This window comes from Brevibacterium sp. Mu109 (assembly GCF_900169375.1).
Lineage (GTDB): Bacteria > Actinomycetota > Actinomycetes > Actinomycetales > Brevibacteriaceae > Brevibacterium > Brevibacterium yomogidense_A.
The window spans coordinates 64,963-85,812 of the sequence record NZ_FXZF01000017.1; the positions used below are offsets into that span (position 1 = coordinate 64,963).

Annotated in this window: 19 protein-coding genes; 12 read left to right on the forward strand and 7 right to left on the reverse strand. The window is 67.5% G+C overall.

Annotated features, from left to right (window positions below; translation table 11 throughout):
* Positions 1-8 precede the first annotated feature (8 nt).
* Complete coding sequence (locus BSP109_RS11365) at positions 9-740, reverse strand: GntR family transcriptional regulator (protein WP_101600705.1); 732 nt, start codon at positions 738-740, stop codon at positions 9-11.
* Between the two features lie 141 nt (positions 741-881).
* Here BSP109_RS11365 and BSP109_RS11370 point away from each other — a divergent pair, with 141 nt between their 5' ends.
* The 4 genes from BSP109_RS11370 to BSP109_RS11385 are packed head-to-tail and all read left to right on the forward strand — an operon-like array spanning position 882 to position 3,832.
* On the forward strand, positions 882-1,724 hold the full coding sequence (locus BSP109_RS11370) for an ABC transporter substrate-binding protein (protein WP_101600707.1): 843 nt from the start codon (positions 882-884) through the stop codon (positions 1,722-1,724).
* A 37-nt stretch (positions 1,725-1,761) separates the two neighbouring features.
* Positions 1,762-2,544: an amino acid ABC transporter ATP-binding protein gene (locus BSP109_RS11375; RefSeq protein WP_308297913.1), complete on the forward strand. Its 783-nt coding sequence runs from the start codon at positions 1,762-1,764 to the stop codon at positions 2,542-2,544.
* Between the two features lie 5 nt (positions 2,545-2,549).
* Positions 2,550-3,182, forward strand: a complete 633-nt coding sequence (locus BSP109_RS11380; protein WP_257944666.1) for an amino acid ABC transporter permease — start codon at positions 2,550-2,552, stop codon at positions 3,180-3,182.
* Positions 3,179-3,832, forward strand: a complete 654-nt coding sequence (locus tag BSP109_RS11385; protein ID WP_101600711.1) for an amino acid ABC transporter permease — start codon at positions 3,179-3,181, stop codon at positions 3,830-3,832. Before BSP109_RS11380 ends, BSP109_RS11385 begins: the two co-directional genes overlap by 4 nt.
* Before the next feature lie 44 nt (positions 3,833-3,876).
* Here the strand turns inward: BSP109_RS11385 and BSP109_RS11390 are convergent, their stop codons facing one another.
* Complete coding sequence (locus BSP109_RS11390) at positions 3,877-5,166, reverse strand: C4-dicarboxylate ABC transporter substrate-binding protein (protein WP_101600714.1); 1,290 nt, start codon at positions 5,164-5,166, stop codon at positions 3,877-3,879.
* Positions 5,167-5,367: 201 nt separating this feature from the next.
* Between BSP109_RS11390 and BSP109_RS11395 the strand changes: the two genes are divergently transcribed.
* The 4 genes from BSP109_RS11395 to BSP109_RS11410 all read left to right on the forward strand — a co-directional run bounded on the left by BSP109_RS11395 (position 5,368) and on the right by BSP109_RS11410 (position 11,389).
* Entirely contained in the window at positions 5,368-6,912 is a 1,545-nt protein-coding gene (locus BSP109_RS11395) for an AMP-binding protein (RefSeq protein ID WP_146001139.1), read from the forward strand.
* Between the two features lie 116 nt (positions 6,913-7,028).
* Positions 7,029-7,886 (forward strand): DUF1989 domain-containing protein, encoded by an 858-nt coding sequence (locus BSP109_RS11400; protein ID WP_101600717.1) that lies wholly within the window; start codon positions 7,029-7,031, stop codon positions 7,884-7,886.
* 142 nt (positions 7,887-8,028) lie between these two features.
* Complete coding sequence (locus BSP109_RS11405) at positions 8,029-9,417, forward strand: sigma 54-interacting transcriptional regulator (protein WP_087009442.1); 1,389 nt, start codon at positions 8,029-8,031, stop codon at positions 9,415-9,417.
* The gene (locus tag BSP109_RS11410) at positions 9,410-11,389 is read left to right on the forward strand and encodes a VWA domain-containing protein (RefSeq protein WP_087009410.1); all 1,980 of its coding nucleotides are present in this window, start codon (positions 9,410-9,412) and stop codon (positions 11,387-11,389) included. The genes BSP109_RS11405 and BSP109_RS11410 overlap by 8 nt, the downstream gene beginning before the upstream one ends.
* A 7-nt stretch (positions 11,390-11,396) precedes the next feature.
* Here the strand turns inward: BSP109_RS11410 and BSP109_RS11415 are convergent, their stop codons facing one another.
* Both BSP109_RS11415 and BSP109_RS11420 read right to left on the reverse strand, forming a co-directional pair.
* Complete coding sequence (locus BSP109_RS11415) at positions 11,397-13,364, reverse strand: aconitate hydratase (RefSeq protein WP_101600718.1); 1,968 nt, start codon at positions 13,362-13,364, stop codon at positions 11,397-11,399.
* A 120-nt stretch (positions 13,365-13,484) separates the two neighbouring features.
* The gene (locus BSP109_RS11420) at positions 13,485-15,206 is read right to left on the reverse strand and encodes a DUF885 domain-containing protein (RefSeq protein ID WP_101600720.1); all 1,722 of its coding nucleotides are present in this window, start codon (positions 15,204-15,206) and stop codon (positions 13,485-13,487) included.
* A 114-nt stretch (positions 15,207-15,320) separates the two neighbouring features.
* Between BSP109_RS11420 and BSP109_RS11425 the strand changes: the two genes are divergently transcribed.
* The 4 genes from BSP109_RS11425 (at position 15,321) to BSP109_RS11440 (ending at position 18,466) form a co-directional block, all read left to right on the forward strand.
* Positions 15,321-15,872: a GNAT family N-acetyltransferase gene (locus BSP109_RS11425; RefSeq protein WP_101600722.1), complete on the forward strand. Its 552-nt coding sequence runs from the start codon at positions 15,321-15,323 to the stop codon at positions 15,870-15,872.
* An 87-nt stretch (positions 15,873-15,959) separates the two neighbouring features.
* Complete coding sequence (locus BSP109_RS11430; protein WP_101600724.1) at positions 15,960-17,162, forward strand: MFS transporter; 1,203 nt, start codon at positions 15,960-15,962, stop codon at positions 17,160-17,162.
* A 63-nt stretch (positions 17,163-17,225) separates the two neighbouring features.
* Positions 17,226-17,921: an MFS transporter gene (locus tag BSP109_RS11435; protein WP_101600725.1), complete on the forward strand. Its 696-nt coding sequence runs from the start codon at positions 17,226-17,228 to the stop codon at positions 17,919-17,921.
* Positions 17,918-18,466, forward strand: coding sequence for a DNA-binding protein (locus BSP109_RS11440; RefSeq protein ID WP_101600727.1), 549 nt, complete (start codon positions 17,918-17,920; stop codon positions 18,464-18,466). The genes BSP109_RS11435 and BSP109_RS11440 overlap by 4 nt, the downstream gene beginning before the upstream one ends.
* Before the next feature lie 129 nt (positions 18,467-18,595).
* On the opposite strand, the gene BSP109_RS16975 is transcribed toward BSP109_RS11440, so the two are convergent.
* From BSP109_RS16975 to BSP109_RS11450, 3 genes are all read right to left on the reverse strand, one after another.
* A complete protein-coding gene (locus tag BSP109_RS16975; protein ID WP_146001140.1) occupies positions 18,596-18,886 on the reverse strand; it encodes a hypothetical protein in 291 nt (96 codons plus the stop codon).
* Positions 18,887-18,988: 102 nt separating this feature from the next.
* Positions 18,989-20,047 carry a S1 family peptidase gene (locus BSP109_RS11445; RefSeq protein WP_180959712.1) on the reverse strand — a complete coding sequence of 353 codons (1,059 nt, stop codon included), beginning with the start codon at positions 20,045-20,047 and terminating at the stop codon, positions 18,989-18,991.
* A gap of 248 nt (positions 20,048-20,295) precedes the next feature.
* Positions 20,296-20,487, reverse strand: a complete 192-nt coding sequence (locus BSP109_RS11450) for a hypothetical protein (protein WP_146001141.1) — start codon at positions 20,485-20,487, stop codon at positions 20,296-20,298.
* Positions 20,488-20,850 lie beyond the last annotated feature (363 nt).

The following is a 20,850-nucleotide window of genomic DNA, read 5'->3' on the forward strand; positions in this document are numbered from 1 at the left end:
AGCGGGGTTCACCGTGGGATCGTCGCGGTGTCCGCCCGAAGCGGCACCGCCAGCGGGGCCGCGGCGTCACCGCCGCCGTGCGTGAGCGCGCCGCGGGCCGCTGCGAACTCGAGCTGTCGCTCCATGAGGGATCTGACGAGCAGACGATCCCGCGATCGCAGTGCGTCGATGAGATCGAGATGCTCATCGGCACACGTCTGGAGCGTGTCGAGCGGGATGTCGACGAATGCTCCGCAGATCCGCGTCTGATCGCGGAGGTTCTCCACAGTCTGCGAGATGCGTGAGTTCCCCAGCAGACCGATCAGGTACATGTGGAATCGATGGTCGGCGTCCAGGTGATCGCGCACGCGCTCCTCGCGCAGGAGCGAGACGAAGTCGTGGGCGAGTCCGTCTGCGATCGTGAGCTCGTCATCGGACACTCCGCGTTCGGTGAGTCGCTCCATCGTCGAGACCTCGACGATCCTGCGCATCTCCAGCACTTCCTGCCGATCCTGCTCGGTCATCTGCCGCACGCGGAAGCCGCGGTTCCGCACGACTTCGACGAGCCCCAGGGACGTGAGGTCCATGAGCGCTTCGCGCACGGGGGAGTTCGAGATCCCGAGCTCCGCCGCGAGTGAGTTCGCGGACAGGATCTGCCCGGAGAGGTACTCGCCGTCCAGCATGGAGCGCTTCACCAGGTCGAACGTCGATTGCCGCAGCGTCTTCGGCGCCTGAAGTCGGACTGCTCTGCTCGTCACCATGTTCTCCTCGTCCCGTTCCGTCCCTCGCCGGACCCGGAATCCTTCGTGCCTCTTCTTGTGGGTCAGCCGAATTTCAGTCTAAGGTTATCGATAACACGTGACGTAGTACACACCACGATTCTCAATGACGAGGAGAGAACGATGAAGAAGCTCATGTCCTACGCCGGCGCGGTCGGCGTCGCAGCGCTCGTGCTCAGCGGCTGCGAGAGCTCCGGAGGAGACACGGACGTCGCAGAGGACTGCACGCCGGCGTCCGAGTTCGAGACCATCACGGACGGGACGCTCACCGTGTCCGTTCCAGAGCTGCCGCCGTTCACGCAGTACGCAGACGGCGAACCCGTGGGCGCCGACATCGACTACGTCGCGGCGTTCGCGGAGGCGAACTGCAAATCGGTGAACTGGATGCAGACCCAGTACGCCGGAGCGATCCCGGCTGTCACGGAGAACCGGGCGGACATGGCGACCGGCGCGTTCTATCGCACGGAGGAGCGCGACGCCGTCGTGGGACTCGGGGATCCGGTCTACGTCGACACGATGGCATCGATCTCAGCAGACGGCGTCACGAGCATCGCCGACATGGAGGAGATGAACGTCGGCAGCGTCGACGGGTACCTCTGGGTGACGGACATGAACGAGGTGCTGGGGGACAGCTTCACGATCTACCCGTCAGCGGTGGAGATGCAGGCGGACCTGGACGCCGGTCGCATCGACGTCGGTCTGGACAGCTTCGGATCTGCGGGCGAACGGCTCAAGGACAACGACGAGTACACCGTGGAGACGGTGGAGTCGGATGACCGGGTCGCCGCCTCTGTGGAGCCCGCGCAGATCACCTTCCCACACACCCAGGACAACGATGCGATGACGGAGGCCCTCAACGAATGGGTCGCGACCGCGCACGAGGACGGAACGATCGCGGAGGTCCTCGAATCCCACGGCCTCCCAGCGGAATCGGCGGATACGGGCGAACCTCGCCTCATCGGCTGATCGACCGCGTCATGCACGGAGGGACGGAGGAGATCCAGTGATCGATCTGCCGGAAGAGCGCTTCCCGGGGCGCGACGCGAAGGTGACGGTCCGGCACCTGGCGAAGTCGTTCGGCGACAACGTCGTCCTCGAGGACATCGACATGACAGTCCTCGAGGGCACGGTGACCGCGATGATCGGGCCGTCAGGGGCGGGGAAGTCGACGGTGCTCAGGTGCCTGAACCTGCTGGAGCGGCCTGATTCCGGGACCATCGACATCAGCGGACATCGCATCGACGCGGAGTCGAGGTTCACCAATCGTCAGCTCTACGCCCTGCGGCGTGAGGCCGGGATGGTCTTCCAGCACTTCAACCTCTTCCCGCACATGTCGGTGATGCGGAATGTGACCCTGCCCCAGCAGCGCATCCTCGGTCGGTCCAAGGCGGAGGCGGAGCAGAAGACGCACGAGCTGCTGACGCGCATGGGCCTGGGGGACAAGGGCAGCCAGTATCCGAATCGGTGCTCGGGAGGCCAGCAGCAGCGGATCGCGATCGCCCGGGCGCTCGCTCTCGAACCCACTGTGATGCTGTTCGATGAGCCCACCTCGTCGCTCGACCCCGAAGTCGGCGTCGAAGTGCTCGAGGTGATGCACGAACTGGCGAACGACGGCATGACGATGATCGTCGTGACGCACGAGATGGGCTTCGCCCGCACTGTGTCGGACGACCTCGTCGTCATGGCGGACGGGCGGATCATCGAGCAGGGGGATCCGAAGCGGATCATGGAGGACCCGAACCACCCGCGCACGCAGGACTTCCTGCGTGCTGTCCTGCAGAGGTGATGCCGATGCTGCAGGCAGTCCTCTCCGGCATTCCGCTCACCCTCGGGGTGACGTTCGTCGCCCTGGTCATCGGCACCGCCGTCTCCGTACCGCTGCTTGCGGGCACGCTGTCGAAGTACCGCATCCTCTGGCTGCTCTCCAGAGGGGTCATCGACCTGCTCCGCGGCGTGCCGATCGTCGTGTGGCTGTTCATCTTCTACTACGGCGTGACGATCGGCCCGGCGAAGCTCTCTCCGTTCGGTGCGGCCGTACTGGGGCTGGGCCTGGTGTCCGGCGCCTACCTCGCGGAGATCTTCCGCGGTGCAGTGTCCTCCGTCGCCGCGGGTCAGTACGAAGCGGGACGTGCGCTCGGGTTCACGAACGTGGACCTCTGGCGCGCGGTCATCGCACCGCAAGCGTGGCGCGTCGCGATCCCCGGGTACACGACCTATGGGATCGGGCTGCTGAAGGACTCGTCGATCGCGTCGACGATCGGAGTCGCTGAGATGGTGTTCGCATCCGGCAACTACGCGCGCACGTCCGGAGAGGGCATCACGGTCTTCATGGTGGCGGCCGCGGTCTACATCCTCGTCAGCGTTCCCGTGGGGCTGCTGTCGCGGATGGCGGATGAGCGACTCAGCAGGACGGTGGCGCAATGACCTTCTTCTCCGACGCCGTTCAGTTCCTGCCCGCGCTTCTGGGCGGGCTGCGTGTCAGCCTCGCGCTCACCGGGCTGTCGCTGCTCTTCGGACTCCCGCTCGCGACCCTGCTGTCCTTCGGGACCCGCTCGGCGAACAAGCCCGTGCGCTGGGTGTCGATCGCGTTCGTCGAAGTCGGACGCGGTGCGCCCGCCCTCGTCATGCTGCAGTTCATGTACTTCGGACTGCCGACGGCCGGTCTCACCCTCTCCGCCCTCACATCCGCGACGCTCGCCCTCACATGGACGACGGCCGCGTACTGCGCGGAGTACCTGCGCGGGGGACTGTCAGCCGTCCCCCGCGGAGAGGTCGAGGGGTCCATGGCCCTGGGCATGACGCAGTGGGACACCCTGCGCTACATCGTGATCCCACAGGGGTGGCGGATCGCTCTGCCGTCACTCATGGGATTCGCCGTCATCCTCTTCCAGATGACGTCGCTCGCCTACACCGTCGCAGTGCCGGAGCTCATGAGCCAGGCGTACACGAACGCGACGATGAGCTTCAAGTACATGACGCTCTTCGTGCTCGCAGGTCTGATCTACGCGAGCATCTCGATCCCGGCCACCTGGCTGTCCGTGCTCGTGGAGAAGCGCCTGGCGCGACACCTCTGAGGGGAGCCGCGCCAGGCGCTGGTTCGCCAGCCTGATCAGCCTGATCAGCTGGGCCGGTGCTCCAGCATGGATTCCTCGAACAGAGCCGTGGCGAGCGGCGTGTAGTCGGTCTCCGGGTCGTACCACTCATCGAATTCGGCGAATTCGCCGGCTTCCTCGTAGCCCATCTCTTCGACCGTCGAGGTCCAGTGCTCGCGTGATGCGTCGAGGCGCTCCACGATGTCGTCGCCGATGATGCCGGACTCCGCGACCTCGTCGCGCGTGAGCTCTGCGAACGAGCGGACCTCGTCCTGGAGGTCGGACGATGCCTCCTCGATGTCGACGCCGGTCTCATTCACGATCGTGATCGCATCGACCTTGCTGTCGATCCCCGACTCCAGGCTGCCCTGGTAGTAGTGGTCGAAGGAGTCGAAGAGGATCTGCTGGTAGGCCAGCGGAAGCTGCTCGACACCCGATCCGGTGAGGATCGCGCCGGAGACTCGGGGGAAGCTCGTCTCCGTCGGGTAGCCCAGAGTCGGGGCGACCTCGAAGAACCCGCCCTGGACGACGTCGGACAGAACGGCGAGCGTGCAGTCGATGGTCCCGCGCTGCAGCGCCTCATAGGCCTCGACACCCGCGATCGACACCGGGGTGCCTCCCACATGATCGACCATGTCGTTCGCCGCGGGAGACCCCACGCGCACCTGCAGGCCCTGCCAATCGTCCAGATCAGGCGCGGGTTCGGTGCAGATCGAGTAGTAGTTGCTCGATGCCATCACCGGGACGAAGGGCGTCACGCCGTTGTCCTCGAGCTCCGCGAGGATCTCCGGTGTCTTCCAGGCGACGTCCGCTGCGACGGTGTTCACGATCATCTCGCCGAGCATGGGGGAGGACGGATCGCCGCCCAGCATGTCGTTGAGCGCGTTGAAGGCGGGGAACCGGGCCGGGTCGTACACGGGGAGTGTGAAGGCCATGTCGACGCGACCGTCGGCGAGGGCGTCGTGGATCTCGTCGTAGGTGGCGATCGACTGGTTCCAGGCGAGATCGACCGTGATCTTCCCGCCGGACCGCTCCTCGACGGCCTCCTTGAAGTTCGTGCCCATCGGGGACTGCGGTGACTCCATCGACGTCGCCGGGATCTGATAGTTGATCGTCACCGGGTCGAGGTCCGCGATGGCGGCGTCGATGTCCTCCTGTGGGGCCCCGTACTCATAGCCGTCGCCGGCATCGCCGGATGAGCCTCCCGCGCCGGCACTGCCGGCGCACGCGGAGAGAGCCAGGCTGAGCGCCGCGACGGCGGCTGTGGCGGTGACGGCTCGCGACCGTGCGGACCATGGCTGAAGTGCCCTTTTCATGTGTTCACCTTTGAATCAAATGCGGAAAGGACGAAGCCCGAAAAAAATGAAACAAGCTTCACTTGTGAGTGTAGCAAAGGAACCGGTCGGATTGACCTCGTTCGATTCCACACCCTAATCTGCAGGTGAGAGGCACACACGCGCGTCAGCAGAGTCGCGACGAGAACGCTGTGGCCGCCGGAGCAAGAGGGGCTCGATACCGTGACACAGCAATCCGCGACACAGGGATCCACGCAGGCGCAGCAGTCGACGGCGGCGACGGATGCGCCGCTGCTCGACGTGGACGTCCGTGCGACGTTCCAGGAGCAGTTCGAGGCTCTCGCCGCATCACGCGGGGAGGTCACAGCACTCATCGACGCGACCGGTACCAGCACCTTCGCCCAGCTGGAGGCTCGCACGAACCAGCTCGCCCGGCGCTTCCAGGAGCGTGGGGCGGAGGTCGGGGACTTCGTGCTCATCTCGTCGCGCATCGGCTCGCTCATCATGCACGCGGCGATCGCTGCGTGGAAGATCGGTGCGGTCCCCATGCCGGTGTCCGACAAGCTCGTGCAGAGCGAGCTCGACGCCATCGTCGAAGTGGGTAGCCCCGCACTGGCCGTCGACACGACCGACCGGGCGCTGTCGGTCCCGCGGATCACAGACCTGAGCGCGGCCGACGAGCTCTCCGCGGACCCGCTGCCGGCCGTGGTCTCACCCCAGCTCAAGTCCCCGACGTCCGGCGGCAGCACGGGCCGACCCAAGCTCATCGTCTCCGGGGCCGTTGGCGATCCTGCGGCGATCGCGCAGCTGGGCAGAGTCATGGGTGTGCCGGAGAACGGCGTCTGCCTCATCACTGCGGCGCTCTACCACAACGCCTCCTTCAGCGACGCGCTCGCCGCACTCACCCTGGGGAACACGACGGTGCTCATGGAGCGCTTCGACCCGGAGACCACGCTGGTCATGATCGAGAAGCACCGCGCCACGTGGGTCTACGCGGTGCCCGCGATGATGCAGCGCATCTGGAAGCTGCCCGACGACGTGAAGTTCGGCTACGACCTGTCATCCGTGGAGACCTTCTTCCACGTCGCGGCCCCATGCCCGCAGTGGCTCAAGCGCGCATGGATCGACTGGCTGGGTGCAGACGTGATCTACGAGCTGTACGGACCCACGGAGGGGCAGGCGGCGACTGCGCTCACCGGCGCGGAATGGCTCGAGCACCCGGGCTCTGTCGGGACTCCCAAGGTGGGCGAGGTGAGTATCCGTGACGACGACGGCAACCCGGTCCCGGTCGGGGAGACGGGCGAGGTCTGGCTGCGGCGAGGCGTCGGCGAGCCGCCGTCGTACCACTACCTGGGCGCCGAGGCGGAGTCCGCCGAGGACCAGTGGGAGACGGTGGGAGACATCGGACGGGTGGACGAGGACGGCTACCTGTACCTCACCGACCGGCGATCCGACATGCTGCTGGTGGGTGGTGTGAACGTCTACCCGGCAGAAGTGGAGGCGGTCAGTGATATGCACCCCGCCGTCCTCGCCTCCTGCTGCGTGGGGATCCCGGACGAGGACCTGGGCTCCGTTCCCGCTCTCATCATCGAGACCGCCGATGGCGAGGTCCCCGAAGACTTCGACGGATTCCTCACCGAGCACCTGTCGAAGGTGAAGAGGCTGCGCCACATCGTCGGCACGACGCGACAGCTGCGCGACGCGGCGGGCAAGATCCGCAAGCGCGAGATCAAGAGGGAGTTCCTGGAACCGACAGCCCAGAGCTGACAGCCTGGAGCGGACGAGTGCCTCCGGGCCGGACCGGAAGGGACCTGGGATTCCGGGCGGGACCGGATGAGACCGGACCGGACCGACAGGCCGCAGGCCGACGAGGGAGAGCCACGATGGATCTGACAGCAGCCGCGTACCAGTCCGTGCCCGGAGGTCCGCTCGATGTCGACCGGGCCTTCTACACGGCGATCCGGGATCGCTCGCCCCAGCAGCAGAGTCTGGTGGAGGACCTGACGGTGCCCATCCGCTCGGGTCGAGCATGGGTCGTGCCTGCCGGGCACGTCTGCCGCATCACCACCATCGAGGGCCCGCAGGTGGCGGACCTGAACATCTGGAGCCTGGCGGATCCGAGGGAGAGGATGTGGGCTGCGCGGACCCGTCAGCTCCAGGCCGCGCACGTCACCGAGTTCGACCGCCTGTGGTCCACGCTGCCCTTCCTGCGGCCGATGGTGACGATCACCGGAGACTCGCTGCGCGACTACGGCGAAGACTCGGAGGGCGGCCGCGTCCACGATCTGCTGGGCACCCGCTGCGACCCCTACGTCAACCGGATGCTCGAGGGAGAGGATTTCGACTACCACTGCCACTCGAACCTCACCCGCGCCATCGCCCTGCATTCGCTCACGGAGTTCGACGTCCACGACGTCCTCAACGTCTTCCAGTGCACCGGCCTCAACGACCGCGATGAGTACTTCATGAAGACCTGCCCGGCGCAGCAGGGCGACCACTTCGAGTTCTTCGCCGAGTTCGACCTGCTCGTGGCGCTGTCGACGTGTCCCGGCGGGGACCTCTCCGTGCCGATGTTCGGTGAGGACGCGGGCGATGCGCTCAGCGTGTGCCACCCGCTGGGCGTCGAGGTGTTCGCACTCGACGACGAGCTGCTGGCGGGCTGGGAGCAGCCGCGCAGGGCGGCCTATGCCGGACAGCACGGCATGGCCGGTCGGGAGTGGGTTGACGCCGACCGCGCCTGAGTCCGCGTGCGGTTCGTCGAGTGGACCGTCCCACCCCCTCGACCCCCGCCCGGAACCGGTCTAGCGTGGAGGTGTGAGCACCCACGATGAAGTCCTCTCACCCGTCGACGCGCAGCCCACCGCAGACTCCCGCCCGTCTGACATCACCACTCTGGGCGGGCTCCGTGCCGCGGGATACCGGTATCGCTCGCTGCGCGATGAGATCCGCACCAATCTGCTGGCGAAGCTCGCTGCCGGTGAGGACCCGTGGCCGGGCCTCCACGGGTTCGAGGCCACGGTGCTGCCCCAGGTGGAGCGCGCACTCATCGCGGGCCACGACATCGTGCTGCTGGGCGAGCGGGGACAGGGCAAGTCCCGACTCCTCCGCGCGCTGACGCACCTGCTCGACGAATGGTCGCCCGCGATCGCGGACACCGACCTCTCCGAGGACCCGTTCCTGCCGATCACCGCGGCGGCTCGGACGCGAGCCGCGGCGGACGGCGATGCCCTCCCCATCGTGTGGCGGCACCGGTCGGAGCGGTTCGTCGAGAAGCTCGCCACACCGGACACCTCCGTCGCAGACATGATCGGCGACGTCGACCCGATGAAGGTCGCAGAGGGCCGCAGCCTGGGCGACCCGGAGACGATCCACTTCGGCCTGGTGCCCCGCGCGCACCGCGGCATCGTCGCGATCAATGAGCTGCCCGACCTGGCGGAGCGCATCCAGGTCGCGCTGCTGACCGTCATGGAGGAGCGCGATGTGCAGATCCGCGGCTATGTGCTGCGCCTGCCCCTGGACGTGCTCGTCGTCGCCTCCGCGAACCCGGAGGACTACACGAACCGCGGCCGCATCATCACGCCGCTCAAGGACCGGTTCGGTGCGGAGGTCCGCACCCACTACCCGGACGACCTCGCCGGTGAGATCGCGATCATCCGGCAGGAGGCCGCACTCGCCGCGGAGGTGCCCGACCACCTCCTCGAGATCATCGCCCGTTTCACCAGAGGGCTGCGGGAGTCACCTGCGATCGACCAGTCGTCGGGGGTGTCCGCACGGTTCGCGATCGCGGCTGCGGAGACGGTCGGGGCGGCCGCCCGCCACCGGGCCGCCGTCCGCGGGGTCGACGGTGCGGCTGACGACGCCGAGGCCGTCGCCCGGCCCGTCGACCTCGGCACCGTGGTCGACGTGCTGCGGGGCAAGGTGGAGTTCGAGCCCGGCGAGGAGGGCCGTGAGCGCGACATCCTCGACTACGGCCTGAGGATCGCGACGGCTGAGACTGCCCGCGAACGGCTCGCCGGCGTCGACCTCGGGCCGCTCGTCGCCGCCTTCGACGGCGACCTCACCCTCCTTACGGGCGCGCGGGTCACCGCGGCGGAGGTCCTCGACGATCTCCCGGACCTCGCAGAGTCGGAGCTCTACGACACCGTTGCGGAACGACTCGACGCGACTACGGCGGGACAGCGCGCCGCGGCGATCGAGCTGGCGCTCGAGGGCCTCTACCTGTCACGGAAGCTGTCGAAGGCGACGGGGGAGGGGCAGTCGGTCTATGGCTGAGGACCGGAGGGCTCGGTACGGCCGCTTCACCGGCGGTCCGGACCCCCTTGCGCCGCCGGTCGACCTGTCGGAGGCGCTGGCGTCGATGTCCGACGACGTCATGGCCGGCTACGGCCCGGACCAGGCGCTGCGGGAGTATCTGCGTCGGGGCGGCGCGGACACGCGCGGTCTCGACGACCTCGCCGGCGACGTCCAGCGCGCTCGCCGTGCGCTGCTGGAGCGCCACAGCCTGGGCGGGACGATCGACCAGGTGAAGAAGCTGCTCGACGAGGCGGTGCTCGCGGAGCGGGGCCAGCTCGCGCGGGACGTCACGATGGACGACACGGACCGGACGTTCCGTGAGATGCAGATGGAGAACCTGCCGGATTCCCCCGCGGCCGCGGTGTCCGAGCTGCGCGGCTATGACTGGCAGTCGGCCGACGCGCAGCAGGCGTTCGCGCAGATCGAGGATCTGCTGGGCCGTGACGCGCTCGACGCGCGCTTCCGGGGGATGAAGGAGGCGCTCGAGAACGCGACGGACGAGGACCGCACGCGGGTGGCGGATATGCTCCGCGACCTGGGCGACCTGCTGGAGAAGCGCGAGCGCGGCGAGGACACGGCCGAGGACTTCACGCAGTTCATGGAGGCCCACGGGGACCTCCTGCCGGAGGACCCCGCGACCCTCGATGAGCTCGTCGACATGCTGGCGCGCCGTTCTGCCGCGGCGGCGCGGATGCTCGCATCCATGACCGAGGAGCAGCGTGCGGAGCTCGCGCAGCTGTCGCAGCAGGCCTTCGGCTCACCGGAGCTGCAGGACCAGCTGGACCGCGTGGACGCGGGTCTGCGCTCTCTGCGCCCCGATCTCGACTGGACCGGTGCGGAGGAGTTCGAGGGTGACGAGGGCCTCGGGATCGGTGCCGGCGCCCGTGCGCTCGAGGACCTCGCGGAGCTGGACCGCCTCGCACAGCAGCTGAGCCAGTCCTACCCCGGTTCCTCGCTGTCGGACGTCGATGTCGACGCACTGGGACGGCAGCTGGGAGACGATGCCGTCGTCGATGCGCAGAAGCTCAAGGAGATCGAGGAGCGGATGCAGGAGTCGGGCTATCTGCGGCGCAGTGCCGACGGTGACCTGCGGCTGTCTCCGGCGGCGCTGAAGCGCCTGGGCAAGACGCTGCTGCGCGATGTGGCGACGCGGCTGTCCGGCCGGTCGGGCCAGCGCGATGCGCGACTGAGCGGGATCGCGGGGGAGCAGACCGGGTCCACGCGGGAATGGGAGTTCGGAGACACGGAGCCCTGGGACGTCGCCCGGACCGTCGGCAACGCGATCATGCGGACGGCCGCAGACGGCAGGGACCCCGCACGCGGGGTGCGGATCAGCGTCGACGACGTCGAGGTGCAGGAGACGGAGGCGCGCACGCGCGCAGCGGTCGTCCTGCTGGTCGACGTGTCGTTCTCGATGGCGATGGACGGGTGGTGGCTGCCGATGAAGCGCACCGCACTCGCCCTCCACCATCTGGTGCGCACACGATTCCGCGGCGATGACCTCACGCTCATCACGTTCGGCAGAGTCGCCCGGACGACGGACCTCGACTCACTCGTGGGACTGTCCGCGGAGTACGACCCGGGCACGAACCTGCATCACGGCCTCCTGCTGGCGGGGGAGTTCTTCCGGAAGCACCCCACAGCGCAGCCGGTCCTGCTCGTCGTCACGGACGGCGAGCCCACCGCCTACCTCACGCCCAGCGGCGAGGGCGTCTTCTCCTACCCGCCCGATTCCGCGACGATCAACCGGACGATCGAGCAGCTGGACCGTGTGGGCCGGCAGGGCGTGCAGACGACGTTCTTCCGGCTGGGCGAGGACCGGGGCCTCGCGCGCTTCGTCGAGGCGATGGCTCGCCGCGTGCGCGGCACGGTCGTCGCACCGTCGGCGGACGACCTGGGATCCGCCGTGGTGGGGGAGTTCATGCGATCCCGCAGGCGCGGGAGCGCATGAGCGCGGCTCACCCCTCGGGCTGAGCGGGCTTCGCCTCGATCGTCGGGTCTTCGCCGGCCCGGTGGGCGATGCGACCGCCGGCGAGCACCATGGACACCTGCCTCGCGGACAGGCGGTGCGTGAGTGCGATCTCCTCGCCGTTCACCTGGGCGGGCACCCGCGTGGACGATTCCAGCGCTGCGCGCAGTCCGGTGAAGCGCAGTACGTCGTCCCGCGAGATCCGGTCAGCATCCGCCGGGTCCTCGAACTCGAGGGGCAGCACGCCGAAGTTCGCGAGGTTCTGCCAGTGGATGCGGGCGAAGGACTTCGCGACGACCACCCGCAGCCCCAGGTAGCGCGGCGCGATGACTGCATGCTCACGCGACGAGCCCTGACCGTAGTTGTCGCCGCCGACGATCGCGTGGCCGCCGTCGGACTCCGCGGCGCGGGTCGGATACGTGTCGTCGACCTGGAGGTACACGAACTCCGCCATCTTCGGGATGTTGCTGCGGAAGGGGAGGACGCGTGAGCCCGCCGGCATGATCTCGTCGGTCGACACGTCGTCGCCGACCGTGAGCATCACCGGCAGCTCCATGTCATCGGGCAGCGGGTCGAACTCGGGCAGGGACTTCACGTTCTCGCCCTTGACCAGCTCGACGTCGCGCGCTTCGCGCTCGCCCAGCGGCGGCAGGAGCATGCGCGTGTTGACGCTGTACGTGTCCGGCAGCCTGGGTCGCGGATACGCCATGTCGAGGTCGCGCGGATCCGTGATCGTCCCGGTGAGCGCTGCGGCCGCGGCGGTCTCCGGCGAGCACAGCCAGACGGCGTCCTCGTCGGTGCCCGAACGGCCGGGGAAGTTCCTGGGCATGGTCCTGAGGCTGTTGCGCCCGACGGCGGGTGCCTGACCCATCCCGATGCAGCCCATGCACCCGGACTGGTGGATGCGGGCACCGGAGCGGATGAGGTCGAACGTCCAGCCGCCCTTCGTGAGGTCCTCGAGGATCTCACGTGAGGACGGGTTGATGTCGAGGGACACCCGATCGTGCGGCTGGTGGTCGCGCATGATCTCTGCGACGACCGCGAAGTCGCGCAGTCCGGGGTTCGCGGACGACCCGACGACCACCTGGAAGACCTCCTCGCCCGCAGCCTCCCGCACCGGGACGACGTTCCCGGGCGATGACGGCTTCGCGATGAGCGGCTCCAGGCTGGAGAGGTCGATGTGCTCCTCCACGTCGTACGCGGCACCGGGATCCGCGACCACCTTCGTGTACTCATCGCCGCGGCCCACGGCCGTGAGGAAGTCACGGGCTGCGCGATCTGCGGGGAAGACACTGGTCGTCGCGCCCAGCTCAGCGCCCATGTTCGCGATGACGTGGCGATCCATCGCCGTGAGCTGCGCCAGGCCCTCGCCGTGGTACTCGATGATCTGGCCGGCACCGCCCTTCACGCCGTGGCGCCGCAGCATCTCGAGGATGACGTCCTTGGCGGACACCCAGTCCGGGAGCGTGCCGGTGAGCTCGACGCCCCAGACCTGGGGCATCGAGACGTAGAGGGGATCGCCGGCCATGACCATGGCGATCTCGAGGCCGCCCACACCCATCGCCAGCATGCCCAGTGCACCGGCAGCGCACGTGTGGGAGTCGGAGCCGATCATCGTGGCCCCGGGCCGGCCGAAGCGGGCCTGGTGGACCGGGTGGGACACGCCGTTGCCGGCGCGGGAGAACCACAGTCCGTAGCGCTGTGCCGCGGACTGGAGGAACATGTGGTCCTCGGGGTTCTTCTGATCCGTCTGCAGCAGGTTGTGGTCGACGTACTGCACGGAGAGCTCCGTGCGGATGCGGTCCAATCCCAGTGCTTCGAGCTCGAGCATCACCATCGTGCCGGTGGCGTCCTGGGTGAGGGTCTGATCGATCGCCAGCCCGATCTCATTCCCGGGCTCCGGCGTCCCCTCGATCAGGTGCGAGTGGATGAGCTTCTCTGCGACGTTCTGCGGCATGGTGCCTCTCCCGTCCGTCAGTTGATCCGCGGCTGCGGGGTATGACGTAGTCCCTCCAGGCTAGCTCCCAGAGCGCGGCCTGAACAGGGTCCTCTGCTGGTGAGAGGCCGGAACGCCGCGTCAGAACCCTCCGAGCATGGCCTTCTGCAGCGTCGACAGCCCCACGGACCCCAGCGCGAGCGCCTGCGAGTGGAAGTCGCGCAGCGAGAACTCCCTCCCCGCGGACTCCTCGCGCATCCGCACGGCTTCCCGCAGGTCCTGCCAGATCCGCTGTCCCACCGAGTACGAGGGGGCCTGCCCGGGCCAGCCCAGGTAGCGGGTGAGCTCGAACTCGAGGAAGCTGCGCTCCATCGCGACGTTGGCGGTGAGGAACTCCCACGCCTTCTGCTTGTCCCACACGCCGCCGCCCAGCGAGTCAGGGGCCTGCTTGCGGCAGTGCACGCCGATGTCCAGGCAGACGCGGGCGGCGCGCAGGCGCTGGGAGTCGAGCATCCCGAAGCGGTCGCCCGGATCGGCGAGGAAGCCCAGCTCGTCCATGAGGCGCTCCGCGTAGAGGGCCCAGCCCTCTCCGTGGCCGGACACCCAGACGCCCTGCTTCCGCCACGCGTTGAGGACGCCGTCCTGCATGGCCGCCGCCCCGAACTGGAGGTGATGGCCGGGAACGCCCTCGTGGTAGACCGTCGTCTTCTCCTGCCACGTGGAGAACGTCTCCACACCCTTCGGCACGGACCACCACATGCGGCCGGGACGTGAGAAGTCCGCGGTGGGCGGCGTGTAGTAGATGCCGCCGGTGCCATCGGGCAGCACCATGCACTCGATCGTCCGGACGGGGCCGCTGATGTCGAAGTGGGTGCCGGCCATCGCCGCTGTGGCGTCATCCGCGGTGGACTGCATCCAGTCCCGCAGGGCGTCGAGTCCGTGCAGCTGTCGCTCCGGATCCGCGTCGAGCCGCTCCATCGCCTGCCGCACGGAGGAGCCGGGGTACAGCGATTCCGCGATCTGACGCTGCTCCGCATCGATCGAGGCGAGCAGGTCGAGACCCCACTCGTACGTCTCGTCGAGGTCGATCTCCGCGCCCAGGAACATCCGGGAGCGCAGCGCATACTCCTCGCGGCCCACGGCGTCGTCCTCGGGCGCATCGGACAGCAGCTGCTCCTGCAGGAAGTCCGCGAACCGGCCGCTGGCGGTCCGGGCGGTGTCCGCCGCATCCTCGAGCTCTCGCAGCAGCCCGGCGGAGACCGTCCCGCTCGCGGTGGCGACGAAGCGGTCGAAATGTCCCGCGGCCTCGGCGGCGGAGCGCGCCTGCCCGATGACCGCGGCGACCTGCGTGCGGGCGGCGACCCGGCCGTTCGCCCGCGCCTCCAGCAGGGACTCGCGGTGCCCGGCGAGCGCTTGGCCCACCGCGCGCAGGCGTGCGGCATTGGCCTCCCAATCCGCCTCCGAGGCCGTCGGCACCAGATCGAAGAACTCCCGGACCGTCTGGAAGGGCGAGGTGATCACGTTCAGGTCGGACAGTCCCGCGCCCAGCGCGTGCAGCTCCCGCTCGAGTCCCAGCCTCTCGCGCAGGGCATCCGCGGTCACCGCGTCGACCTCGTCGAAGAGGCCCGTCGCGCGGGACTCGGCCTCTGTGGCCTCGAGTGTGGCGAGCGTGCGGGCGTTCAGCGCATCCTGGGCAGCGAGACCGCCGGGGGAGAAGTCGTCGAGCTCATCGTCGCGACCGGGCGCACCCACTTCGATCCGCAGAGACGGGGACAGATCGAGCATGCCCTGGAAATGCTGCTCCGCGACTTCGTCGATCGGGGTCGGGACACGGGAGGGTGACTGCATCGTCCATTCGCTCATGGAACCAGACTACGTGGACGTCTGCCTACGCGGACGTCTGCGCGATTCTCCGGAGCCCGGCTCACGAGCGGTGCGAACGCGTGACGGGGAAGCGGATCCAAGGGACCATGGGGTATGACCTCGAACCTGCCGCCGTGGCCGGAGCAGCCCCTCGTGGGGGAGCGAGTGGCCCTGCGCAGGGCCGATGACCGGGACATCCCGATGGCACGCAGCCTCTCCTCGGATCCGTACGTCCCGACGATCGGATCGCTCCCGCCCGATGCGACGCACGAGCAGGCGCGGGCATGGATCGTACGGCAGCGGGACAGCAGGGACCGCGGTGCGGGCTACTCCTTCACGATCGTCGACGAGCAGGCGGACGCGGCAGTGGGCAACTGCGGACTGTGGCTGCGTGCGCTTCCGGACGGACGCGCGACCGCGGGCTACGCACTCGCCCCCGAGCACCGCGGTCAGGGCCTGGGGGCGGATGCGCTGCGCACACTCACCGACTTCGCGGCGCAGCTGCCGGGCCTGCACCGCATCGAGCTGTACATCGAACCGTGGAACTCCGGCTCCATGCGCACCGCGGAGTCTGCGGGCTACCTCCGGGAGGGACTGCTGCGCAGCCACCAGTGGATCGGCGGGAGCAGGCGGGACATGCTCCTCTACGCCTGCCTCGTGCCCTGATCGCCTGCCTCGTGCACTGACCGATGGGATAGCATCGCACCAGCACACTTATCGGGCGTTCAGTCATGATCTGATCCGAGGAGGACCATGTCGCAGCGGCGGCTGTGGAACAAGGACTTCACCGTCGCGCTCGTCATCAGCGTCTTCCTCGCCTTCGTCTTCTACCTCCTCGTCACCTCGATGGTCGGCTATGCCGTCCTGCGGTTCGCAGCGGGGGACACCGCAGCAGGATTCGCCTCGACGGCATTCGTCCTGGGATCCGTTCTCACACGACCGCTCGCGGGGAAGCTCATGGACGTGGTCGGCCGCCGCCGGCTTCTCACGATCGCACTGGTGCTCGCCGCCGTCGTCTCCCTCGCCTACTTCTTCGTCGACACCCTGGGCCTGTTCATCCTGTCGCGGCTGGTGCACGGCATGCTGTTCGGTGCCGGGCACACGACGCTCAACGCGGCCGCGCAGGACCTCATCCCGTCGGACCGACGGTCGGAGGGCAGCGGCTACTTCGCGACGTCGATGACGCTGGGATCCGCTCTGGGCCCGCTCATCGCGGTGTCGACCGTGGACGCATGGGGGTACGAGGTCCTCTTCGGGATCTCGCTGGCGTTCTCCCTCATCGCGCTCGTGGGTGTCCCCTTCCTCCGGTTGCCCGAGCGCAGGCTCACCGCCGGGCAGCTGCGGGACGCCCTGTCCCCGCATCCGCGGACCCTCGCCGACCCGGACGGCTTCCGCATGGGAGCCGTCATCTTCCTGGGCAGCGCGGCCTACTCGGGGATCCTCGCGTTCCTCGCCACCCACGCCGAGGCCTCGGGCGCCGGTGCCTCGTCGTCACCGGTGTTCTTCGCCTGCTTCGCCGTCGCATCGCTCAGCGCGCGCCTCACGATCGGACGGATCCAGGACGTGTACGGAGACAACGTCGTCCTCTACCCGCTGTTCGTGACGTTCGCCGCCTCCTGCCTGCTCCTCGCCTTCTGGCCCAGCGTGCCCGGCATGGTGCTCGCCGGTCTGCTCGCGGGGTTCGGCTACGGATCACTCATCACCTGTGCGATGGCGATCGCCGTGCGGACCGCGGGACTCAGCCGCGTCGGCCTCGTCACGTCGACCTACCTGCTGAGCATGGACCTGGGAATGGGGCTGGGCGCGATCGTCCTGGGTGCGGCCGCGGGAGCCTGGGGCTACTCCGCGCTCTACGTCCTGTGCGCGGTGTTCGTCGCCGTCGCCGCGGGATGGTACGCGCTGGTCCACGGTCGGTTCCCGCGCGCGGGCCGCGCCGGTGCGCCCCGGAGGCGCTGAGGCGGCGGCCGACCCCACCGCCCCGCGCGCTGCCTGCGTCGGCACGGCCATAGACTGTCCCGAGTGACTGAGCAGAGACTGTGGACCCGGACATTCGTCATCGGCATCGTCGTGAATCTCTTCATGTCGACGGTCTTCTACCTCCTCATGACGACGATGGCGGTCTACGCCGTCGACCGGTTCTCCGCCTCGGACGCAGGCGCCGGGCTCGCCTCCTCAGGCTTCATCATCGGTGCCGTGGTCGGGAGGGTCCTCGCGGGCAAGTTCCTCGACCTCGTGGGACGACGGCGGATGCTCGTCGTGACCATGGCCGTGTTCGTCATCGCCGGCCTCGCATACATCCCCGCTGACGGTCTGGGACTGCTGATCGCCGTCCGCCTGGTGCACGGGTTCGCCTTCGGTCTGGGGAACACGGCGCTCGTGGCCTCGATCCAGTCGGTGATCCCATCCGCGCGCAGAGCGGAGGGCAACGGCTACTTCGGCACTGCGACGACCCTCGCCACTGCTGTGGGTCCCTTCCTCGGCGTGACGCTCGCCGCCCAGTTCGGCTTCTCCTCACTCTTCTGGGTCGCCTCCGCCTGCGGACTCCTCGCGATGCTCGCGGCACTCGCCTACAGAGTCCCCGAGCGCACGATCACCGCTGAGGACAGGGTCCTGCTGAAGTCATTCCGACCCAGCAGCTTCGTCGACGCGAAGGCGCTGCCGTACGCCGCCGTCATGGGATTCGGCGGACTCGCGTACTCGTCCGTGCTGGCATGACTGACACACAGGAAACCACGACTCCCGAGGCTCGCGCCGAAGCTGCTGCCCGCGACCTCGCAGATCGAGGTCGTGCCGTCACCGCACGCGCTGTGCGTGAGGCTGCTGGTGTGCGCATGGCTGTCGCGGCCGTGGCCGCGCGTGCGTGGCGTGAGGCGCAGGCCGATGAGACTGAGGTCGAGGTGCCCGAGGTGCCCGCCGACGTGCGCGGGAGACTTGATGCGATCTGGGCTGACGCCTACCGTGCCGCAGTCGCGACGATCACGCCCGAGCGTGACCGCCTCGCGGTCGAGGTCGAGGAGTTGCGCGGCGAGGTCGATGCACTGACTGCGACGGTTGAGGATGTGGAGACCGAGCGGGACGAGCACGCTGCCCGCCTCGAAGAAGCCGACCAGGCGCGCACGACCGCCGTGTCCGAGCGGGGCGAGGCGGTGGCACGTGCTGAGCGTGCAGAGGACCGTGCGGCAGCGGTCGAGGCCGAGCGGGACCGGCTGGCCGAGCAGGTGGGCGCACTCATCGCCCGCATCCCCGAACCGGAGGCATGAGCGCCACTCCTGAGGTATGGGCCGCCCAGTCCCTCATGTCATGTCGTAGGACTTCGGTGACAGTTCTGCCTCAGCACATCGAACGGTCCTTCAACCACTGACAGATCATGCCGCATCCCCATTAGCGAATCAATGCACTATCCAGTACTTCTCGCTGACTCCGTCGCACTCGTTCGGGATCGTCGATTGATCAGGGGGGCGAGGTGAACCGCTGCCTCCAAGCTCGATGCTCTCGCCCGGGGTCATTTCGTCGATTCGGTCATCGCCAACCGGGAAGATCGGGATGAATACCTCGCCGTGCGACTTTGATCTGACGACAGCGCAGCCGTCGATCACGCCTACCTCAGCCTCTAGGAGAGCTTGATTGCCCGCGCCTGAATCATCCCTCGGCTCGAACACAGAGACGGAAGAGGATGGCACAGGCGGATTGGAAGAGGTGCAACCGCCGACTGCGACTGCCAGACAGAGAACCAGAAGTCGGATCGTTCTCATATCCCAACCCCAAGGTCGTTCGTATCGGCATCAACGGTAAAGGGAGGCACCGTCTTCATCCACACCGTAGATGAGCTTGGAGTAGATCCCGAAGTTGTCCCCACCCCCCTTATGGATGCCTATCGCACTGTTCTCGCCCGTGATCCATGGACCGCCGCTGTCTCCGGGATTCTGGTTGACCGCTCCTACCCGCACGAAGGTCGCTTCACACACGTCGTCGAGACAGGCATCGTCATAGGTGGGCTGATAGGCAATCGACGTGACGTCCCCACAGGCCCATCCTGTGGTCTTCCCTTGGTGGCAGACGGTGAAACCTTCGCCCACTTCGATCGGACCTGATCCGAGATCGATCGGGCTGGGGTCGTCTCCGTAGAACGTGCTGGAGAGCGTGCTTCCGGACGGAACCGCGAAGAATCCGATGTCAGCACGGCGCTTGTACGTTGACATGGTGTGGTCAGTGGGTGCGGAGTCCCCGCTGGTATCGACCGGAGCGTCGTAAACGCTCTGTTCGCTTTCGCCGCAGTGGCGGGCCGAAATGACGCCGATCTCCCCGGCGTAGGTTCCAGCGAAGCCTGTGGTGCATGACGTCATGGCAGCACCTCCTCTGACCGTCAACTGATCCGATGATGGCTCGTGAACGGTGTTGAGCTCGACGTCATCATAACCAAGGATCTCCCCGATCTCTGAGAGTTCGTCGTCAGTCAGCTCATCGAGTGTTTCGACCACAAGAACACCATCGGATGCTCGAGAGTACATCCCCTGGAGGCCCGGGGTGATCTCTTTGACTTCTTCGTTGAGGTCTTCGTCCGCCATGGTCTTCGGCGCCGTGCCCACCGCTTCCTCATGGATGATCAGCTCGGTCTCGGTTAGGGCGAGGGAATTCTTCAGCTCCGTGGTCAGGCTACTGTCCGCGGTCCGGACATGCAGCGTCTGGTTGCCTGCCTCGTGCTCGACCCACATGTCGGCGTCAACGCCGAGCGTTGCGCCGTTATCGTGGAGAAGTTGAGCGGCGCTTTCCTGATCTGCGATTGCGTCTTCGGCAACGGCATCGGAGACACCATGAGACTCCTGATAGCTTTCAGCTGCCATGCTCATCCCCGCTGAACCGTCTCTCTGGCCGTCGCTTCCCTGCGCCATTGCCGAGGAGCCGCCCAAAGCAATCGACAGTAAAGCCACCGCGGACCCGCCTGCGATCGTCGCCGCACGTGTTCGCCCAACCATGGAACCATTTCCTTTCGCCCCTGAAGCGACAAGCTGTGACGAACGTCTCATCTGTGAAGTTGCCATGTCAACACCGAGAACTCGCTGTCAGCGAGCGTTGCCAAATCCGCTCTGAACTATGGCAGTCCGTCCGGTGTCTCCACATCCTCCACCGTCGCGGTGAGTGCATCAACTTCGCCGCGCAACTCCTCGACCTCGACCGCGAGGCGGTCACGCTCGGGTGTGACCGTCGCGACTGCGGCACGATAGGCGTCAGCCCAGATCGCATCGAGGCGTGGCGCCTTCCCGGGCAGCACCCAACGGGTCAAACAGCTTGCTGCACGAATACGTGCCGGTCAGTTGAATCTCAGGCACTACACAGTTTACGGTAATGTGCATGACCAAGTTGCAATCGAAGGGGATTGACATATGGGCAGCCGGCGCCCGCGCATTTTAATGACTACAGCCGCAGCTGCACTCACATTAGCGTTTCTGCCGACTGGCACCACGGCTATAGCAAGCTCAGACACAGACCTCAAGGACGTAGTTGCGGAAGCTCTTCCAGAAAGGGGTATCCATCTTGGTGCCGATAGGTGGATCGGTGCGGGCTGGTGGTCAGGGAGTTCGGCGCCAGGGCCTGGGAGAGGTTGCCTGGTCGAGGCTACTGGGCCTCGAGCGAGGTCCTCTTCGCC

What these genes read in the sequence shown, in the direction of transcription:
- BSP109_RS11415 (WP_101600718.1), bottom strand. Translation starts at nt 13,364, where the DNA reads ATGCCGCAGAACGTCGCAGAGAAGCTCATCCACTCGCACCTGATCGAG.
- BSP109_RS11390 (WP_101600714.1), bottom strand. Translation starts at nt 5,166, where the DNA reads ATGAAAAGGGCACTTCAGCCATGGTCCGCACGGTCGCGAGCCGTCACC.
- BSP109_RS11385 (WP_101600711.1), top strand. Translation starts at nt 3,179, where the DNA reads ATGACCTTCTTCTCCGACGCCGTTCAGTTCCTGCCCGCGCTTCTGGGC.
- BSP109_RS11425 (WP_101600722.1), top strand. Translation starts at nt 15,321, where the DNA reads ATGACCTCGAACCTGCCGCCGTGGCCGGAGCAGCCCCTCGTGGGGGAG.
- BSP109_RS11380 (WP_257944666.1), top strand. Translation starts at nt 2,550, where the DNA reads ATGCTGCAGGCAGTCCTCTCCGGCATTCCGCTCACCCTCGGGGTGACG.
- BSP109_RS11370 (WP_101600707.1), top strand. Translation starts at nt 882, where the DNA reads ATGAAGAAGCTCATGTCCTACGCCGGCGCGGTCGGCGTCGCAGCGCTC.
- BSP109_RS11400 (WP_101600717.1), top strand. Translation starts at nt 7,029, where the DNA reads ATGGATCTGACAGCAGCCGCGTACCAGTCCGTGCCCGGAGGTCCGCTC.
- BSP109_RS11445 (WP_180959712.1), bottom strand. Translation starts at nt 20,047, where the DNA reads ATGGCAGCTGAAAGCTATCAGGAGTCTCATGGTGTCTCCGATGCCGTT.
- BSP109_RS11410 (WP_087009410.1), top strand. Translation starts at nt 9,410, where the DNA reads ATGGCTGAGGACCGGAGGGCTCGGTACGGCCGCTTCACCGGCGGTCCG.
- BSP109_RS11365 (WP_101600705.1), bottom strand. Translation starts at nt 740, where the DNA reads ATGGTGACGAGCAGAGCAGTCCGACTTCAGGCGCCGAAGACGCTGCGG.
- BSP109_RS11430 (WP_101600724.1), top strand. Translation starts at nt 15,960, where the DNA reads ATGTCGCAGCGGCGGCTGTGGAACAAGGACTTCACCGTCGCGCTCGTC.
- BSP109_RS11440 (WP_101600727.1), top strand. Translation starts at nt 17,918, where the DNA reads ATGACTGACACACAGGAAACCACGACTCCCGAGGCTCGCGCCGAAGCT.
- BSP109_RS11420 (WP_101600720.1), bottom strand. Translation starts at nt 15,206, where the DNA reads ATGAGCGAATGGACGATGCAGTCACCCTCCCGTGTCCCGACCCCGATC.